The organism is Mucilaginibacter sp. P4_D1 (assembly GCF_056401935.1).
Window position 1 is genome coordinate 214,801 of sequence record NZ_JBFUIJ010000003.1, and the last position, 18,445, is coordinate 233,245.

General features: G+C 43.1%; 16 protein-coding genes. 9 read left to right on the plus strand and 7 right to left on the minus strand.

Annotated features, from left to right (window positions below; genetic code table 11):
* The first annotated feature begins 63 nt into the window (after positions 1-63).
* Complete coding sequence (locus AC1DV1_RS04755) at positions 64-2,487, plus strand: zinc-dependent metalloprotease (protein WP_477356047.1); 2,424 nt, start codon at positions 64-66, stop codon at positions 2,485-2,487.
* Between the two features lie 144 nt (positions 2,488-2,631).
* Here AC1DV1_RS04755 and AC1DV1_RS04760 read toward each other — a convergent pair whose 3' ends face one another.
* Both AC1DV1_RS04760 and AC1DV1_RS04765 read right to left on the minus strand, forming a co-directional pair.
* Positions 2,632-3,234, minus strand: a complete 603-nt coding sequence (locus tag AC1DV1_RS04760; protein WP_477356050.1) for a transposase — start codon at positions 3,232-3,234, stop codon at positions 2,632-2,634.
* A gap of 412 nt (positions 3,235-3,646) precedes the next feature.
* On the minus strand, positions 3,647-5,908 hold the full coding sequence (locus AC1DV1_RS04765) for a glycoside hydrolase family 31 protein (RefSeq protein WP_477356053.1): 2,262 nt from the start codon (positions 5,906-5,908) through the stop codon (positions 3,647-3,649).
* 329 nt (positions 5,909-6,237) lie between these two features.
* Between AC1DV1_RS04765 and AC1DV1_RS04770 the strand changes: the two genes are divergently transcribed.
* The gene (locus tag AC1DV1_RS04770) at positions 6,238-6,621 is read left to right on the plus strand and encodes a hypothetical protein (RefSeq protein ID WP_477356056.1); all 384 of its coding nucleotides are present in this window, start codon (positions 6,238-6,240) and stop codon (positions 6,619-6,621) included.
* Positions 6,622-6,957: 336 nt separating this feature from the next.
* On the opposite strand, the gene AC1DV1_RS04775 is transcribed toward AC1DV1_RS04770, so the two are convergent.
* Both AC1DV1_RS04775 and AC1DV1_RS04780 read right to left on the minus strand, forming a co-directional pair.
* Positions 6,958-7,860, minus strand: a complete 903-nt coding sequence (locus AC1DV1_RS04775; RefSeq protein WP_477356059.1) for a nucleotidyltransferase family protein — start codon at positions 7,858-7,860, stop codon at positions 6,958-6,960.
* A gap of 95 nt (positions 7,861-7,955) precedes the next feature.
* Positions 7,956-9,071, minus strand: coding sequence for a M42 family metallopeptidase (locus AC1DV1_RS04780; RefSeq protein ID WP_147056590.1), 1,116 nt, complete (start codon positions 9,069-9,071; stop codon positions 7,956-7,958).
* Positions 9,072-9,337: 266 nt separating this feature from the next.
* Here AC1DV1_RS04780 and AC1DV1_RS04785 point away from each other — a divergent pair, with 266 nt between their 5' ends.
* Together AC1DV1_RS04785 and AC1DV1_RS04790 are read left to right on the plus strand one after the other, a co-directional pair.
* The gene (locus tag AC1DV1_RS04785; RefSeq protein WP_477356061.1) at positions 9,338-10,252 is read left to right on the plus strand and encodes a DUF6340 family protein; all 915 of its coding nucleotides are present in this window, start codon (positions 9,338-9,340) and stop codon (positions 10,250-10,252) included.
* A gap of 52 nt (positions 10,253-10,304) precedes the next feature.
* Positions 10,305-10,709: a GNAT family N-acetyltransferase gene (locus AC1DV1_RS04790; protein ID WP_477356064.1), complete on the plus strand. Its 405-nt coding sequence runs from the start codon at positions 10,305-10,307 to the stop codon at positions 10,707-10,709.
* Positions 10,710-10,731: 22 nt separating this feature from the next.
* Here the strand turns inward: AC1DV1_RS04790 and AC1DV1_RS04795 are convergent, their stop codons facing one another.
* Both AC1DV1_RS04795 and AC1DV1_RS04800 read right to left on the minus strand, forming a co-directional pair.
* A complete protein-coding gene (locus AC1DV1_RS04795; RefSeq protein WP_477356067.1) occupies positions 10,732-11,229 on the minus strand; it encodes a 4-fold beta flower protein in 498 nt (165 codons plus the stop codon).
* Positions 11,230-11,309: 80 nt separating this feature from the next.
* A complete protein-coding gene (locus AC1DV1_RS04800) occupies positions 11,310-12,851 on the minus strand; it encodes an acyl-CoA carboxylase subunit beta (protein ID WP_477356071.1) in 1,542 nt (513 codons plus the stop codon).
* A gap of 107 nt (positions 12,852-12,958) precedes the next feature.
* Between AC1DV1_RS04800 and AC1DV1_RS04805 the strand changes: the two genes are divergently transcribed.
* The 5 genes from AC1DV1_RS04805 (at position 12,959) to can (ending at position 17,599) form a co-directional block, all read left to right on the plus strand.
* Entirely contained in the window at positions 12,959-13,291 is a 333-nt protein-coding gene (locus AC1DV1_RS04805; RefSeq protein WP_477356074.1) for a hypothetical protein, read from the plus strand.
* Positions 13,292-13,368: 77 nt separating this feature from the next.
* Positions 13,369-14,973 carry a SulP family inorganic anion transporter gene (locus AC1DV1_RS04810; RefSeq protein ID WP_477356077.1) on the plus strand — a complete coding sequence of 535 codons (1,605 nt, stop codon included), beginning with the start codon at positions 13,369-13,371 and terminating at the stop codon, positions 14,971-14,973.
* A gap of 96 nt (positions 14,974-15,069) precedes the next feature.
* Entirely contained in the window at positions 15,070-15,792 is a 723-nt protein-coding gene (locus AC1DV1_RS04815) for a carbonic anhydrase (protein WP_477356080.1), read from the plus strand.
* A gap of 367 nt (positions 15,793-16,159) precedes the next feature.
* Positions 16,160-16,906 (plus strand): YoaK family protein, encoded by a 747-nt coding sequence (locus tag AC1DV1_RS04820; protein WP_477356083.1) that lies wholly within the window; start codon positions 16,160-16,162, stop codon positions 16,904-16,906.
* Positions 16,907-16,936: 30 nt separating this feature from the next.
* The gene (gene can, locus AC1DV1_RS04825) at positions 16,937-17,599 is read left to right on the plus strand and encodes a carbonate dehydratase (protein ID WP_477356086.1); all 663 of its coding nucleotides are present in this window, start codon (positions 16,937-16,939) and stop codon (positions 17,597-17,599) included.
* A gap of 87 nt (positions 17,600-17,686) precedes the next feature.
* On the opposite strand, the gene AC1DV1_RS04830 is transcribed toward can, so the two are convergent.
* A complete protein-coding gene (locus tag AC1DV1_RS04830; protein WP_477356089.1) occupies positions 17,687-18,385 on the minus strand; it encodes a head GIN domain-containing protein in 699 nt (232 codons plus the stop codon).
* Positions 18,386-18,445: the final 60 nt, after the last annotated feature.

Consider the following 18,445-nt stretch of genomic DNA (forward strand, 5'->3'; position numbering starts at 1 on the left):
AATTTTACCTCCTTTTCTGTTTTTATACCTATTTTAGGGCTTAACAACAGATTTGCCCTCCCTATGAAAAAAGTTTACCTGTTCTTTTTTGCCTTATTGGTTTTTGTTTTGAACGTTAAAGCCCAACAAACTGATGAAGTTACCGCCAAAACAAAAGGTTTTATCAAATACAAAGGCTATTTCAACTTTTATTGGGACGAGAAAACCGGGAAGATCTTTTTAGAGATTGATAAATTCGACCAGGAATTTTTATACGTAAACTCGATGCCTGCGGGTGTTGGTTCAAACGACCTGGGATTGGACAGGGGGCAAATTGGCGGCAGCCGCATCGTAAAATTCATCAGGAGTGGCCCTAAAGTATTGCTGATGCAACCCAATTATAGCTACCGGGCTATCAGCAATAATGCCGATGAGCGTAAATCTGTAGAAGAAGCGTTTGCACAATCGGCTATTTGGGGCACTACGGTTGTGGCCCAGGATGGCAATAAGGTTTTGGTTGATTTTACGCCCTTTTTGCTGCGCGACAGCCATAAAATTGCCGATAGATTGAATGATGCTAACCAAGGCAGTTTTGGTTTTGATGATAGCCGGTCGGCTGTGTATTTACCCAATACAAAAAGCTTTCCTGATAATTCGGAATTTGAGGCCACTATTACCCTGGCCGGAAAAGGCAAGGGATACGAGATTAGCTCGGTAACGCCCGATCCTAATGCTGTTACAGTAAGGATGCACCAATCCTTTATTAAACTGCCTGATGAGGGCTATAAAAAACGCAACTTCGATCCACGGTCTGGTTTTTACGATGTAGAGTACATGGATTACGCTACGCCTATTGATGAGCCAATCATGAAACGGATGCTTACCCGCCACCGGTTGGAAAAAAAGGACCCAACAGCGGCAATTAGCGAACCGGTAAAACCCATAATATATTACGTTGACCGTGGTGCACCCGAACTTGTGCGCAACGCCCTGATAGAAGGCGTCGGCTGGTGGAACCAGGCCTTTGAAGCTGCCGGTTATAAAAATGCTTTCCAGGTAAAATTGCTGCCCGAGGATGCCGACCCAATGGATATCCGTTACAATATTATCCAGTGGATCCACCGCTCAACCAGGGGATGGTCATACGGCGAATCGATTGATGACCCACGCACAGGGGAGATTATTAAAGGGCAGGTTTCCCTTGGTTCCCTGCGCGATAGGCAGGATTTCCTGATTGCCGAAGGATTGGTTCAGCCTTATGAAGATGGCAAACCAACAAGTGATAAAATGATAAAAATGGCCCTCGCCCGTTTACGGCAATTGGCCGCCCACGAGGTTGGCCATACCCTGGGCTTGCAGCATAATTTTACCGCAAGTGTAAACGGCCGGGCATCGGTAATGGATTACCCGCCACCAGTTATCAGCCTGAATGCAGATGGCACTATCGACCTCAGTAAAGCCTATCGCACCGAAATTGGTGAATACGATAAACGCGCTATCCTGTACGGCTACCAGGATTTTGCCAAAGGCACAAATGAGGATGAAGCATTAAAAGGCATCATTACAGAAACGATTAAAGAAGGCTTTTTATTTATATCCGACGATGACGCCCGCCCTGCCGGCAGCGCCCATCCGCAGGCCCACTTATGGGATAGCGGTACCAATGCCGCCGATGAACTGAACCGCTTGATGGCATTGCGCAAACATGTACTGGATAATTTTTCGGAAAAAGCCATTCGCCGGGATGCGCCGATGGCCACACTTGAAGAGGTATTGGTGCCGATGTACCTGATTCACCGTTTCCAGGCCGAGGCGGCTTCGAAAATGCTTGGCGGACTGTATTATACTTTTGCTTTAAAAAACGATGGGCAAACCATTACCAAATTTGTGCCCCCTGCCGAGCAATGGAAGGCTTTTAATGCACTGATGGGTACCATCAGCCCCGATGCATTGGCACTGCCCGAAAAGTTAATACAGAAAATACCACCGCGACCGATTGGTTATCCGCGTACAAGGGAAACTTTTAAATCGCATACAGGCCTGACTTTTGATCCGATGGCCGCTGCAGAATCTGCCGCCGCCGCAACCTTATCGTTCATGTTGCAACCCGAGCGGGCCGCCAGGCTGGTTGAATACCAATCTCGCGATAATACCCAGCCGGGCCTGTTGGCTGTCTTGAACAGGCTGGTAGCCCAAACCTGGAAAGCCCCACAACCGGCAGGCTATAAAGGCGAGCTGCAACGCCTGGTAAATAACCTTGCCCTGAGGCAGGTTTTAACCCTGGCTGCCACAACCAGCGCACCCGAAAGCGTACGTGGTATTGCTTTACTACAGATAGATGACCTTAAAAAATGGATGAAAACAGCTGCGCTTACTGCCACCGGCAGCAGTAAAGCCAATTTGCTGTTCGGCTTATCACAAATCAATGAGTTTGAGAAAAACCCCGATAAATTTCAACCCGCATCTGTGTTGAATATGCCGGATGGATCGCCGATTGGAATGGATTAGGATGATTGAAAATCCATCATTTGCAAGCGTGATTTGTAGTCTTCCGCATGCAAATCAATCATGCAAATTCCCGGATTTTCAAATGCTAACTATTGAGCGTTGGAAATCCGGGCCTAAACGCGGGAGACGCAAAGTATTGCGTCTCTACATTGGGAAATAATTATCTTCATTATCGCCTTTGGCCAACCAATCTGTCATGTTATTGAATATATATGCTCTTACATTTTGGTATTCCTTTTCATTGCGAATCACCCTATCAAAATATCGTGGCTGCCATGCAAAATCTATCTCGTTGATTGTGGCATATGTTTTAACTGATGCTTTATAACCACGCATTGCCGATGCTAAATTTTGGCTTTGCACGCCAAATTTATTAACCTGCCAATCAACTTTATCAGGCTTGTTTATAAAAATGATGCCGTGTAAATGATTCGGCATCAGCACAAATTCATCCAGTTCGATAAAAGGATGATGAATTGGAATATTCGCCCAGTTTTTAGAAGCCACCTCTCCAATCGGTGTCATTTTTAAAGCTACTGCCGAATTCGGTTCATTAATAACGTCGCCAAAATAATGAACTCTGTTTTTCGTGCATATCGTTACATAATACAAGCCATTTGATCCGTAATCCCATCCTGAAAGACGGGTTGCCGGAACAAGATATCTATTGTTAAATTTTTCATCCATCAAAAATAAATATGGCAAATTTTTGATAGAAAGGCAATATTGCCCGCTGTAATTATCCACGTTTTTACATACATGGTCGATTTGCATGGGGGAGACACAATTATTCGTCTCTACATCAAAAAATATTAATAATCAATTTGTTGTGATCACGTCGTTATAATGTGCCAGGCAATCTCGAAACTATATGGGCCTAAGCATATAGGTGATTGCCTCGTGCCTTATAATGACATGATTTTAAGTTGTTGATTATCAGTATTATTTTTTAATGTAGAGACGCAATATTTTGCGTCTCCCCCAGGATGTTCAAAATTTTCAAGCTCGCTTTGCAAGCGTGATTTGCAAGCGGGATTTGCAAGCGGGAGACGCAAAATGTTGCGTCTCTACAAAAGCTCCGTTTACAATTATGTCATTACTGTTTTTTCCAGCATAGGCTGGTGCTCACTCGCAATGACGAAGTTATAAGCTTTTACCGCTAAAATTTTATCTCCATTATCCCAGTTTCAAAAGCCAAAAATCTTTTATTCGAACTACCCTCAAACCCATGCAACTCCAAACTAATTTGCTGGTACTTTGACTGAAATGTTCCTTCAACTTCAGAAAGATTAACCTGCTTTTTCTTCGGATCAAACCTAATGGTCCGTTTATAATAAACACCCTGCTCATAATCATAAGACGCTCCGTCATCTTCATAATACAAAAACTCGTTAGCTTCTTTGCCATTCCATATATGGAGTTGCAGTATGCCATCGCCTTTAGCGGCGGTGCTTTGCGTTATGCTTTGCATCGGTATAATAGCGCCTGCTTTTACAAATACAGGCAAATCAGTTAAAGGCGATGCTGCTTTTACAATCTTACCGCCCTTCAGTTTTTCGTTGGTACTTAAGCGGTACCAGTCGCCTTTGGGCAGGTAAGCTTCGGTTGTTAGTTTATCGCTTTCAACCGGCGCAACCAGCAGCGCATCGCCAAACATAAACTGGTTTTGGAAGCGTTCGAAATACACTCTTTCATCAAAAGGATATTCAATGGCCAGCGTGCGGCTGATAGGCAGGCCTGTTTGTGTGGATTGATAAAAGGCGGAATAAATATAGGGGAGCAGCTTATACCGTTGCTCAATATCTTTTTTGATGATCTGCTCGTTGGCATCACCCCATTCCCATGGCTCGCGCATTTTGCTACCCTGGATGGCATGGTTGCGAAACATCGGCGTATAAACTCCCAACGAATTCCAGCGCACCATTAGCTCGGGCGTTGGGTTGGCGCTAAAGCCACCAATATCTACGCCGGTAAAACTCATGCCTGTAATACCAAGGCTGTTTACTAAACGCTGGCCTAAAAGCATGTGTTCTCCGGTGCCGGTGTTATCTCCAGTCCACACGGCCGAATAGCGCTGTGTGCCGGCGTATGCGGCGCGGGTGAGTACAAATGGTCGTTTGTTATTCAGGAGTTTTCTTGTGCCCTCGTAAGTGGCCCTGGCCATTTGCATACCATAGGCATTACGTACTTCGGGCATATATTTACCGCCAAATTCTACCATCCATGGCATGTTTTGTCCCCAGGCTGCCGGTTCATTCATGTCGTTCCAGAAGCCGTCTACACCAACATCGGTCAACGCGGTAAAAGCTGCGCCCCACCACTCACGTACATCATCCCTGAAAAAATCGGGGAAGTGACAGCGGCCGGGCCAAACGTATCCGGTATAATTTTCGTCATTGGGATATTTGGCAAAATAATCGTTAGCTACGCCTTCATCATATTGCTTATAGCCTTCTTCAATCTTTATTCCCGGATCAACTATGGTAACCAGATGAAAGCCCATCGCTTTTAGTTCCTCCATCATGGCCTTCGGATCGGTAAAGGTTTTCTTGTTCCAGGTGAAAATTTTGAAGCCCTCCATATAGTCAATGTCGCAATACATCACATCAGCCGGGATCTTTTTTTTGCGAAAGGTTTTGGCAATTTTTAATACCTCTTTGGCGCTCATATAACTCCAGCGGCATTGCTGGTACCCCAGGCTCCATAGCGGCGGCATCTCCATACGACCGGTGAGCCAGGTATAATCTTCAATTATTTTTGCAACACTCTGCGCACCAAAAAAATAATAATTCATGTCGCCGCCATCTGCTCCAAACCAGCTCATTTCATCATCGGTAGTTGCGCCAAAATCGAAATAGCTTTTGTGGGTATTGTCCAGAAACAGGCCATAAGTGAGGCCGCTATGCAGGCCTATAAAAAACGGAAACGTTTTGTATAAAGGGTCGCTTTTGTTATTGTAGTCAACAGCATCGGTATTCCAGTTAACGTAGGATGTGCCGCGCCTGTCAAGGTTGCCGGCTTTTTCGCCCAGCCCAATGAATTTTTCATCAACATATAATTTACGATAGGTAATTACACGCTCGCCCTGCCAGTTGGTGCCAAAACGATTATCGTCCTGGCTTAGTGGCTTGCCGTCGGCCGTAAAAAAGTTGAATCTCAACGGCGATTTTTGGATACGGAGTTTTATAGCGGTAGTATTGATTTTGATAGCATCGGCCGATTCGGTAAACTCCAGTTGCCTGGTCGCTTTCCGAATGACAGCATAAGAACTATCTAGATCACTATGCTTTTTACTGATATTAACCCGGATAATTGTCGGGCTGTAAACATACACCCTTGCTTCTGCTCCTATTGTTTTAATGGTTAGCAAGCCCCCTTGCTGTTCAACGCTTTGTAGGTTCCCTAATATTTCTATTTCCATATGGTAACATGCCGGTGCAATTGATAACAGGGCACAAAAAAGCAACGCCATTAAGTTTCAATAGTTTTTATAAAAATTAAGCAGCCAAACGTCCCCTCATAACCGATGAACACCAGAAACGCATCGATGAACGGCTGATATTGAACTATAAAGCCATGCTGAGTAGCCGGAATGTAGATTTTTAGCAGTTTGCAGATCATTATAAGCCGTTGGTCTATAACTACTTATAGGTGGTCTATTTGGTTTTAACAACTGCAAAAGATGTTGTTGTTTTGGATATTGAAAATAACAAACACATTTAAAAACAACATTTAAAAAATAAAAAGATCATGAAAAATTCAATCAAATTATCAGCATTATTCTTGTTATTAAGCGCAGGCGTTTTTACTTCATCTGCTGCCAATGCCAAAGGCCATACCGAAAAAAGTAAAGATGTAATCACTGTATCATCATTAAAACATGATCGTGGCGTTGCGGTAATCATTTCAAAATCTGAAGCCAGCAAATCATATGTAACCATTTTTGACCAGGCAAATAATATTTTGATGGAAGACTTTTTGCCAAGCAAAGTTGAGGTAGAAAAAGGTTATGTGCTAACCAGCCTTGACAACGGCGATTATAAATTTGAGATTAAATCAAACGATCAGGTGGTTATAAAAACCGTGCATGTTTACGATGAAAACAACAAGAAAAGATTCTTCTTTCTTGACTAATCCGGATAAAATATAAAACGAAAAAATCCCGCGATGAGCGGGATTTTTTCGTTTTATAAAGCTGTCATCCTGAACGTAGTGAAGGATCTATTTGCCGCCATGCATAGCCAATAGAAAAGTTTGGAGATGCTTAGTACCTACCCATGACAAGTTTTCCTTTCGAGGTGCGTAGGCCTGTCACCCTGAGCCTGTCGAAGGGTCGCGCGGAGAGGCCTTTGCCCGCTATGCTTCGACGGGCTCAGCATGACAGCCCATTTTATGATGTCATTCCTCCTTCAGAATCCGCGGATTTTACCACTCAGCATGGCAGGGATGTAAGGGGCTGGATTGTATTATTTAGTCCCAAAGATTAGCAGGATAGGTTCCGTTCTCTACCAAAGCCGAAATACTTTTTTGTACAATAGGTTTATCTTCTTTATAAGTAACTCCAAACCATTTTGAGCCGGTAGGTATAACCTTAAATGATGCGATATTTTCTTTGATCAGCTTATCGGCTACCAAAGGAATAAAAAACTCTGATTTTGGGTTGTTTTCATTAGCGGCAACAAATTCCCTGAACATTTCCTCGCTTTGTTTGAAAACAGCAGGGGTAAAGCCCCAGAAATTCATAGATACACGGGTATCATTGCTTAATGCATGTTCGCCTGTAGCGTCTTTGTATGCAACGCTGCCATCTTCTTTAAAGTAAACTTCGGTACGTTCGTTAATTTCAACCATATTGCCGGCGTCATCAACTTTACAAACGCCGCGCGATACCGATCCGTAGTCAGACAATGTCCTATCAATCTGGTAGCCTATTAATGAGTAAGTATCATCAGTAACTTCGGTAGTTAAAAATTTGGCCATTTTTTCAAACGAGTCGTAACCATAAAAATCGTCGGCGTTGATCACACAAAAAGGCTCATTTACCTGGTTGCGTGCAGCAAGTACCGCGTGGGCAGTACCCCAGGGTTTTGCGCGTTCAATTTCTTTATCAATGCCAAATGGTTTCAGGTCGAAACTTTGAAAAACGTAATCGGTTTCAATGCGGCCCTTTAGTTTGGGTTCAAAAATAGCCTTAAAATTATCGGCAAATTCTTCGCGGATGATAAAGCTTACCTTACCAAAACCTGCTTTTATAGCATCATATATTGAATAATCTATTATGGTTTCTCCGTTGGGGCCAAAGCCGTCAACCTGTTTCATACTGCCGTAACGGCTGGCCATACCAGCGGCCAAAATAAGTAGCGTGGGTTTCATAAGGATGTATATGTGGGGTACTTAGTTGCTAATATTGTATTTTATTAATAGAATAAGGAAATGGTTTAAAATCGAAATTGTTTTAACCTGTTTAATTATTTGATGTATCTGAAATCCTGGCCGGCTGTAATGTTTAACAGCGTTTCATAAATTAAACGGATAACGTTATCAACATCCTGTTTGTGAATCATCTCTACAGTAGTATGCATATAACGCAGTGGCAAAGAGATTAATGCTGAAGGCACACCGTCATTTGAGTAAGCAAATGCATCTGTATCGGTACCTGTAGAACGCGAGGAGGCCTGGCGCTGGAAAGGTATTTCGGCTTTTTGAGCAGTTTCTATCAGCAATTTATTCAAATTATTTTGTACAGCCGGGGCGTATGATACTACCGGTCCGCGACCGCAAGCCAGGTCACCCTGCGTAATCTTATTGATCATCGGTGTTTGGGTATCGTGGGTTACATCGGTAACAATGGCCACGTTCGGTTTTATTTTATGGGCTATCATTTCGGCACCGCGTAAGCCAATCTCTTCCTGTACGGCATTTACAATGTATAGGCCAAAAGGCAGTTTAATGTTGTTTTCCTTTAACAAACGGGCAACTTCGGCAATCATGAAACCACCGGCACGGTTATCCAACGCGCGGCCAACATAATAGCGGTCGTTCAGGATCATAAACTCATCTTCATAAGTGATAACGCAGCCTACGTGAATGCCTAATTTTTCAACCTCTTCCTTTGATGTGCACCCGCAATCTAAAAAGATGTTTTTAAGAGTGGGGGCCTCTTCTTTATCGCCGCCTGTACGTGTGTGGATTGCCGGCCAGCCAAATACCGCTTTAACAATGCCATTATCGGTATGTATGTTTACGCGTTTTGAAGGCGCAATCTGGTGATCTGACCCTCCATTGCGGATTACATATATTAAACCATCGTTGGTAATGTAGTTTACAAACCATGAAATTTCATCGGCATGCGCTTCAATAACAACCTTATAATCGGCCTTTGGGTTAATAATACCAACCGCGGTGCCATAGTTATCTACATAATGTGTATCGATGTACGGTTTCAGGTATTCCAGCCATAATTCCTGGCCTTTCCATTCAAAACCGGTAGGCGAGGGGTTGTTGATATATTTTTCGAAAAAAGACAGTGAAGTTTCGTTTACAACTGAAATATGCGGAGTGGGATCTGATTTCTTTTTAGCCATGTTGTTTGAGTAACCTATAATAAGCAATAAAGCAAATATAATAAAGCCATTGATATTGCCTCAAAATAACTTGCCATAATGGAAATAAATTGACGTTTTTATTGTTAATTTAATATCTCTACATCGGGAATTCATGTTTTTTTTAATTCATGTGGCAATTAAACCTTTTCATTATTTTTTTGTCATTAACTGTAAGCTTTACAGTAATCTGTAAGTATGGGATATTTACAATATTTTTGAATTTTGATACCTTAATAAACCCCATCGTGAAACGATTTGCGCCTTTTTTTATCCTGATTATTGTTTTTTTTACGTCATGCAGCATACCTCAATACGTTACCGTACCTGTTAATTATGGTCCTAAAATGGGCTTTAGCCGCGATAGTACTACCATTGTTGTGGTAAATCGTTATCAGCCCGATTCTGCTAAAATCAGGGATTACAGGCGAATAAATGTTTTGAAAAAAATGGCAGTTATATCGCTCCAAACGGCGGCCGGCCAGTTGGGATATTTAAAAGGTGTGCACATCATCAACCTTGTCGATTCGATAAATTATGCTGTAAATACCGACTCGGTTAAGTTTTTGGCTGCCGCGAATAAAGCCAATTATGTTTTAGTGCTCAACGATGTTACTGCGGGCATTTACCCCGAAACGGTATATTATAATGGTGTTCCATCTAATTATTACGCTACTAAAATTAAAACCAGTTTATCCTTATTTGAGAGTAATGGCATTTATTCGAAAAAACTGGTAGGTATGGCCGAAGTGCCCCAGGATGAAGTTTATTCGGGTGGTTTTGCATCTTTATTTTACCGCCCATCGTACAGGAGTAGTGTACCTGCTATAACAACTGCTACCCGTGAAGCTACGCTGGATGCGTTAAAAGATTATTTGCCTTTCTCGATATCAAATGAAAGGCCATTGTATGCCGATGGCGGGCAACTGGAATCGTCGGTAATGCAAATTAAAGCGGGTAAATTTGATGGAGCTTTTAAAATTTTGAACCCGCTGATAGATGGTGCCGATGTTAAGCTGGCCAGTAAAGCAGCTTATAACCTTGCAGTTGTTTACGAAGCCCAGGGCGACATTGAAGAGGCACTTAAAACCGCCAAGCTATCTAACCAAAAACACCCGAACGATTACGCTAAAGCTATCATTGTAGATTTGATGAAGGAGTAGTTGGATATACTAAAAACAGTTAGTTTTGCCTAAACAATGTTAACTAAAATAAATGCAGATAGAGCAAGTACGCCCTGAATCAACCTGGCGGCTACGTCAAAAGGTTTTATATCCGCAACAAAAACTTTATGAAATGGAAATGGAGGAGGATAACGACGGCCTCCATTTTGCAGCTTTTAAAGACAATGCTATGGTTGCCGTAGTTTCCTTGTTTCAGCGTGGCGATGATTTTCAATTCAGAAAATTTGCAGTTGATGAAGGGCAGCAAAATATGGGAATTGGCAGCACAATGCTTACCTACATTTCCGATTTTGCTAAACGCAACGGCGGTCGGCGCATTTGGTGCAACGCCCGCATATCGGCTATAAATTTTTACCTGAAAGCTGGCTTTACGCAAACAGGTCAGCTCTTTTCAAAAAATGGCTTCGATTACGAGATATTGGAGAATTTAATTTAAAAACGTTTCTTCACTATCTTACTTATTGCCCCATAAAATCGGCCCAGCTCAGGTTCGACCATGAATATGTTTCAATCGGAGTAAAGGTAACTATTATCGGGGTTATGGGTTTTATTACTGGCATGAAAACAGGGGCCACTCTATCTAAGGGAGGCAGCGTAATTGGCCCGTCCGAGGCCCCGCGCACCCAGGCAACTGCATTCCCTGCTTTATCACGGAAAAAGCCATTGTGAAACCGCCCTAAGTATGTATTGTTGCCACCAAATGCAAAAACGTCCTGTTTGTCTATAAAGGCTAATGCTTTACTGCCCTCGTAGTTAAATATAATGCTGTTTTGTATCCACCCTATCACAACTCCGGCCTTGTTGTAAACAGCAATTTCGTCGCCCGAAAATTTAGTTGTAGCTAACCCCGCGTTTGCCATCCCGGTAGCATGAGTATACCATGTTGGTAAATGTTTAACAGTTTTATTAAAATTAAGGCAGGCAGCGGTTACGGCAAGAATGATGAGGTAGCGCATAAGTTTAAGTTTTGTAATAATGACTATGGCGGCACCAAATAGTTTAATGGCTATTTAACTTTTAATCGCGGGCGGAATTATTACAATGGGATATTCCCGTGTTTTTTTCTTGGGTTATTGACCACTTTATTTTCCAGCATTTTAAAGGCGTGGATGAGTTTAAGGCGGGTTTCGGCCGGTTCAATTACTTCGTCAATAAATCCGCGCTCGGCGGCGCGGTAGGGGTTTGCAAAGGTATCTGAGTATAGTTGCTCTTTTTCTTTCCATTTGGCGTCCTTGTCTTCGGCTGTGCTGATTTCCCGCTTAAAAATAATTTCGGCAGCGCCCTTGGCACCCATCACGGCAATCTCGGCTGATGGCCAGGCATAGTTCATATCGGCACCTATGTGTTTGGAGTTCATCACATCGTAGGCGCCGCCATAGGCTTTGCGGGTAATTACGGTAACTCGGGGTACGGTAGCCTCGCAAAAGGCATAAAGCAGCTTGGCACCGTTGGTAATTATGGCATTCCATTCCTGGTCGGTACCTGGTAAAAAGCCGGGCACGTCTTCAAACACGAGCAACGGTATATTGAAGCTATCGCAAAAGCGCACAAAGCGGGCAGCCTTAGTCGAGCTGTTAATATCCAATACCCCGGCCAAAAATGCAGGCTGGTTGGCAACAATACCTATGCTGCGGCCGGCAAGGCGGGCAAAGCCAACAACAATATTTTCGGCAAAATCTTTATGGATTTCCAGGAACGAGCCTGCATCAAGCACATGGTCAATAATCTCGCGGATATCATAAGGGGTTGATGCTATTTCGGGCAAAAGGGTATCTAATTCGGGGCGAAGCTCGTTTCCAATATCATAAGGCAGGGCAGGGGCCCTGTCCTCGCAATTTTGGGGCATATAGCTTAACAGTTTTTTGATGTTTTGGATAGCCTCAATCTCGTTAGCACAGGCAAAGTGGGTAACACCCGATTTGGTGGCATGGGTTGTTGCACCGCCCAGTTCTTCGGATGTTACAATTTCATGGGTAACCGTTTTAACCACATTTGGGCCGGTTACAAACATGTATGAGGTGTGCTCAACCATTAATATAAAATCGGTAATGGCCGGGGAGTACACCGCCCCGCCGGCACAGGGGCCCATAATTGCCGAAATTTGCGGCACCACACCCGATGCCATGGTGTTTTTATAAAATATATCGGCATAGCCGCCTAAGGATACAACCCCCTCCTGGATGCGGGCACCGCCGGAATCATTCAGGCCTACAACAGGTGCGCCGTTTTTTATAGCCAGGTCCATGATCTTCACGATCTTTTCGGCGTGCGTTTCGGACAATGAGCCACCAAAAACGGTAAAATCCTGAGAGAAAACATAAACCAATCGTCCGTTAATAGTGCCATAGCCGGTTACAACACCATCGCCCGGGTATTTTTCTTTCTCCATCCCAAAATCTGTAGAACGGTGAGAAACCAGCATTCCAATCTCCTGGAACGAGCCGTCATCCATTAAAAAATGGAGCCGCTCACGTGCCGTTAATTTCCCTTTTTTATGCTGACTTTCAATACGTACCGCGCCGCCGCCTTCAAATGCCTTTTGGCGTTTTTGTCTTAATACTCCGAGCTTTTTATTCACAATTCAGGTTGTTTGTAACATGCTAAAAATAGTAATTAAATTGTAAGATGTACATAAAACTGCTGTGACATGCTTTCCCACGAGGGATTTTTAATATATTTGTGACAATGAAGGTCAGGAAATTCAAAATACTGGTAGTGGCAATGTTTATGGGTGTCTTTATGTTAAAGATGGCCTTATCACTTGCTCCTGTATTTTTATATCTTGACAGCAAGGCCGTAAGTGCCGTAATTTTGCAACTGGAGCAGGAATCAAAAGCCGAAAAGGATACGCCTGACAAGGATATCTTTAAAGAGAAAAAGGTTTTTGACGAGTACGATTTACACAGTATTGATTTCATTACTTTTGTTGCAGAAACTAAAGTGCTCCACAACATGGAGCATGCCCTGTATATACAAACCTACCACCCGGTAGTGCCAACTCCCCCGCCCAACGTTTAAATGATTTAACCGGATATTTCTTATCCGGGCTGTAACGCTTTACAATTCATTTAAATTTTTATTCAAACACATTTCTTATGTCAATTAAGCAAGGTGGATTTGCCATGGGCAATCTTAACCTAAAAAAATACTTTTTGCCCAAAAACTTAAAACGCGATCTTCCGGCCAGTCTTGTTGTATTCCTGGTAGCCTTACCCTTATGTCTTGGTATAGCTTTAGCATCGGGCGCTCCATTATTTGCCGGTGTGCTTACAGGTATCATTGGCGGCATAGTAGTAGGCTCGCTAAGCGGTTCGCAACTTAGCGTGGCCGGCCCGGCGGCGGGTTTAACCGTTATTGTATTAAACGCTATAACCAGTCTGGGCACATACGAAACATTTTTATTGGCGCTTGTACTGGCAGGCCTTTTCCAGATTTTGCTGGGTATTTTAAAGGCCGGAACGATAGCCAACTACTTTCCGTCGGCGGTAATTGAAGGGATGCTGGCCGCTATCGGCATTATTTTGATCATGAAGCAGTTTCCGCACGCGGTGGGCTACGATGCCGATTTTGAGGGCGATGAAGGCTTTAACCAGGCCGATGAACACAATAGTTTTTCGGGTGTGCTTGGCGCATTGAGTAAAATTAATTATGGGGCAGTAATTATCAGCGTAGTTTCATTGGCTTTGATGATATATTGGCCAAAGTTCAAAAAAATGGCTATGGTACCTGCGCCTTTGCTGGTTGTATTGGCGGGTATTGGCTTAAGCCTGGCATTTAAAAATACAGGTTTGGCGCTGCTTGATAAGCAATTTGTACGCATACCTATTGTAAACAGCAGTACAGAGTTTTTTGCCCTTTTTAAAACGGCAGATTTTAGCAGTATTGGTAATAAGCAGGTTTGGATAACCGCCTTTACAATTGCTGTGGTTGCCAGCCTTGAAACGTTGCTCAGTTTGGAAGCCGTTGATAAAATTGACCCGATTAAACGTATCTCGCCAACTAACCGCGAGCTTGTAGCACAGGGTATAGGTAACATTACCAGCGGCCTTTTAGGCGGTTTGCCTATGACAGCCGTTATAGTTCGGTCGTCTGCCAACGTTAATTCAGGCGCGCGTACCAAAACAAGCGCCGTTGTTCACGGGCTGCTTTTATTAATATCGCTGCTGTTTATCCCGGTATTAATCAACTTAATTCCGTTATCCTGTTTGGCGGCAATCCTGCTTATGACAGGTTATAAACTGGCACGCATTGCCCTGTTTAAGCATATGTGGCACCAGGGGTTAAGCCAGTTTATTCCTTTTGTAGTAACCATTGCAGCTGTTGTTTTAACCGATTTGCTGATAGGCGTGGGCATTGGTATGCTGGTGGGTATATTTTATATCCTGCGCACCAATTTACGTAACCCGTATTTTTACCAGATTACTAAAAACGGCGATAAAAAGGTGATCAGGATTAAACTGGCCGAGGAGGTATCCTTTTTAAATAAAGCAGCCATACAAATTACGCTTACCAGCCTGCCCAGCGGAACAGATGTGATCATCGACGGCTCCAACTCGCGTTATATAGACCCGGATGTTTTGGAGATCATCCATAATTATAAGCACAACGCCTATACCAAGGGCATTGTAGTGCAGCTGCTTGAAATGAAGGACAAGTACGATGTACCTCCTTTAAAAGAATTAATGTATAACCCTAATTAGTTTTGAGTATTGAGTTATCAGTTTTTAGTCTCGGCAAATCGCCGTTAAACAGATTTAGCAATACCAGTAATTAACAATTAAAAAAAGAAAAACATCATGGCACTTATAGAAAATAAAAAGAACGAAAAACCGGTAATTGATACCACCAATATAAAACTGGCCCAGGCCGATAGCTATAAAGCGCTTATCCGCGGCAATGCCGAGTGGGTTGATAAAAAGTTAAAGGAAGACAGTAATTTTTTTACTAACCTGGCTAAAGGTCAGTCGCCACAGGTATTGTGGATAGGTTGTTCAGACAGCCGCGTACCCGCCAACGAGGTTACGGGCACCAAGGCAGGCGAAGTATTTGTGCATCGGAATATTGCGAATGTATGTGTACACTCGGATATGAACATGCTGAGCGTGCTGGATTATGCTGTTAACGTGCTTAAAGTAAAGCATGTGATAGTTGCCGGTCATTACGGCTGCGGCGGTGTGGCTGCGGCAATGAGCAACAAGCAGTTTGGCTTAATTGATAACTGGTTGCGTCACATTAAAGATGTGTACCGCCTGCATAGTCATGAGCTTGACCGTATTACCGACGAAACCCAAAAGCTAAACCGCCTGGTGGAGTTGAATGTAAGTGAGCAGGTATACAACCTGTGCAAAACATCCATTATCCAAAATGCCTGGATGGAGCGCCACGACCTGGAAGTACACGGTTGGGTGATAGATTTAGGTACCGGTTTGGTGAAGGATATTAAAGTGAGCAGCAGCAGTCCGCATAATTTAGGTTATGTGTATGAACTGGATAGCGTTGAGGCCGTGGCTTCACATTAATTTTTTGTTTGATTGAAATAGCCTCCCTTTGTTTGATTGGCATCTGGGGTTTATTATGTTTGATTAGCCCCGGCTCATGAAAATGGCCGGGGTTTTTTAGCCTCACCTAAATCCTCTCCAAAGGAGAGGATTTTGAAAATCAGATAAACTTCCAATTGACATTCCACAAAGCTTTTTCCCAAGGATAGACTTTAAAAATCGAACTGAGAAGGGGTTGCTTTCCAACACCCAAATCAAAAGCCCTCTCCTTTGGAGAGGATTATTCGCAGTTTAATATTTTTTGTGCTCATGAAAGCTTCGCAGTTTAGGTGAGGCTTTTGAATTTTTTATACTATTTTTATCCGTTGCTTATAAACAACGGTTACCTATGCTAAGGCAATCAAAAGAAGAACGCACACTTAAACAAAATTTATTGCTGGCGTCATCAACAGCTTTTGTATCGGGCGTTACCAACGTGGCTGGTATGGTTGCGTTTTTGGCCTTTACATCCAATATTACCGGCCATGTGGCCAACCTGGCCAAGCATATTGTTGAGCAAAACTTCAGGGAGATCATTGTATTTGTAATTTGGTTGCTGCTGTTTTTTGCCGGTGCCTTTTTATCTAACTTTATTGTGCGTTCGCTAGAGTATAAAAGCAGGTATAAGGCGCATTCTACACCAATAGTTATCGAGATTGTGCTGCTATTATTCGTGGCTGTTTACGGGCATAATTTTTATAAAGAGACTGACCTGGAACGCGAAATAGTTATAGGTGTTATCATTTTTTGTATGGGTTTACAAAATAGCCTGGTATCTACCATATCTGGCGGGTTGATTAAATCAACCCACTTAACCGGCTTGTTTACCGACCTTGGGGGCGATGTATCCGAGTGGGTACATCCTAATGTAGAGAAAACTACGGTGATCCGTAATAAAATTATAGTTCGCCTCACGGTGCTTTCCTTTTATTTCATAGGGGCAATTGCCGGCGGATTTTTATTTAATCTGTACGATTTTGCAATTTTTTACTTCATTCCATTAATTTTGCTTACGATATTATATTATGATTTATCGCCCGTAGCGCTGCACAAAATAACCCGTTTGTTTTGGGCCGATAAAGGCAGATCGATATAAAAACTACCAAACAATAATCTACGAAAAACTATGTGTGCCAAAAAATTATTACACGACACAAGCCATATTACTTACGAAAGCCTTTTAGAAGGTAACGAGCAATTTATTGCCGATGCTTTAGCCGAAGATCCGGAATATTTTAAAAAACTGGCTAATGGTCAAACCCCACCGGTACTTTGGATAGGTTGCGCCGACAGCCGCGTGCCTGCCAACCAGATAACCAATACATCGCCGGGCGAAATATTTGTACACCGCAACATTGCCAATATGGTGGTGCACTCGGATATGAATATGTTATCGGTATTGGATTACGCGGTAAATGTGTTGAAAGTAAAACACGTTATTGTAACCGGCCACTACGGTTGCGGAGGTGTTATTGCAGCTATGAGCAACCATGAATTTGGTTTGATAGATAACTGGCTGCGCCACATTAAAGATGTTTACCGCTTGCATGCAGAAGAACTTGAGGCTATTGAAAATGAGCAGGAGCGTACCAATCGCCTGGTAGAATTAAATGTGATTGAAAACGTTTATAACCTTTGCAAAACCTCGATAGTGCAAAATGCCTGGAAGCAGGGGCAGCCCCTTGCCGTACACGGCTGGGTATACAGCATAAGCACCGGCAAAATCAAAGATATGAAAGTGAGCACCAGCGATAATGCCAACCTGGGCGATGTATTTAAGTTTGAGTAATATTATAGCCGATATAAAATAACTTTAAACCAAAAGGGCTGTCACATTTTGCGACAGCCCTTTTGGTTTGAATGTAATGGTATAATTTTAGTCTACTTTACTCACCCTGCCCGATCCCATATATTTTGTTTCGCCGGTTGTGGCATTGCCAGAATATAAAACACTGCCCGAACCTGCTATACGGGCCGACACGGTTTTATTGGCTATGATGTTAACACTGCCCGAGCCTGCAATCCTGGCTTCTACGGTTTCGGTTTTCAGTTCTTTGCCGTTTACCTCGCCAGATCCTGCGATGTTTACATCAGCCATACCGGTGCTTCCTTTAATATCGATAGAGCCAGAACCGCTTAAGCGCAAATCAAGTGTTGATGACTTAACCGCCGTTTTAACATTGCCCGAACCGCTTAAGGCTACCCTGGCGTTATCGCCGGTTAATACACCATCTACGGTTGCATTGCCCGACCCGCTGTTGGCCAAATATTTTAGCGTTTTGGCTGTAATATAAATATTGGCGCGTTTAATATTGTTGTGCTTGTTCCAGTGATCTTTGAATTCAACCTTTAGCACCCCGTTTTCTACTTCGGTTTTAATATCGTTCACCACATCGGCATCTACATCAAGCTTAATGCTTTCTGTGCCATCAATTTTTATAAATACATTGAACGGGCCACCGCAGGCAATACCTGTGTAGCCAGATACATTTCGTGTTACCGCCTGCGCCGATGCATTAACAGCTATGAAAGCGGTAAGCAGCAATGCCATCCCAGAGAAGATAAGTTTTTTCATGATCATCCTTTTTGTTTATAAGACGCAGCAGGAAATGAAACGTTGCAAGTTTTTTGCTGC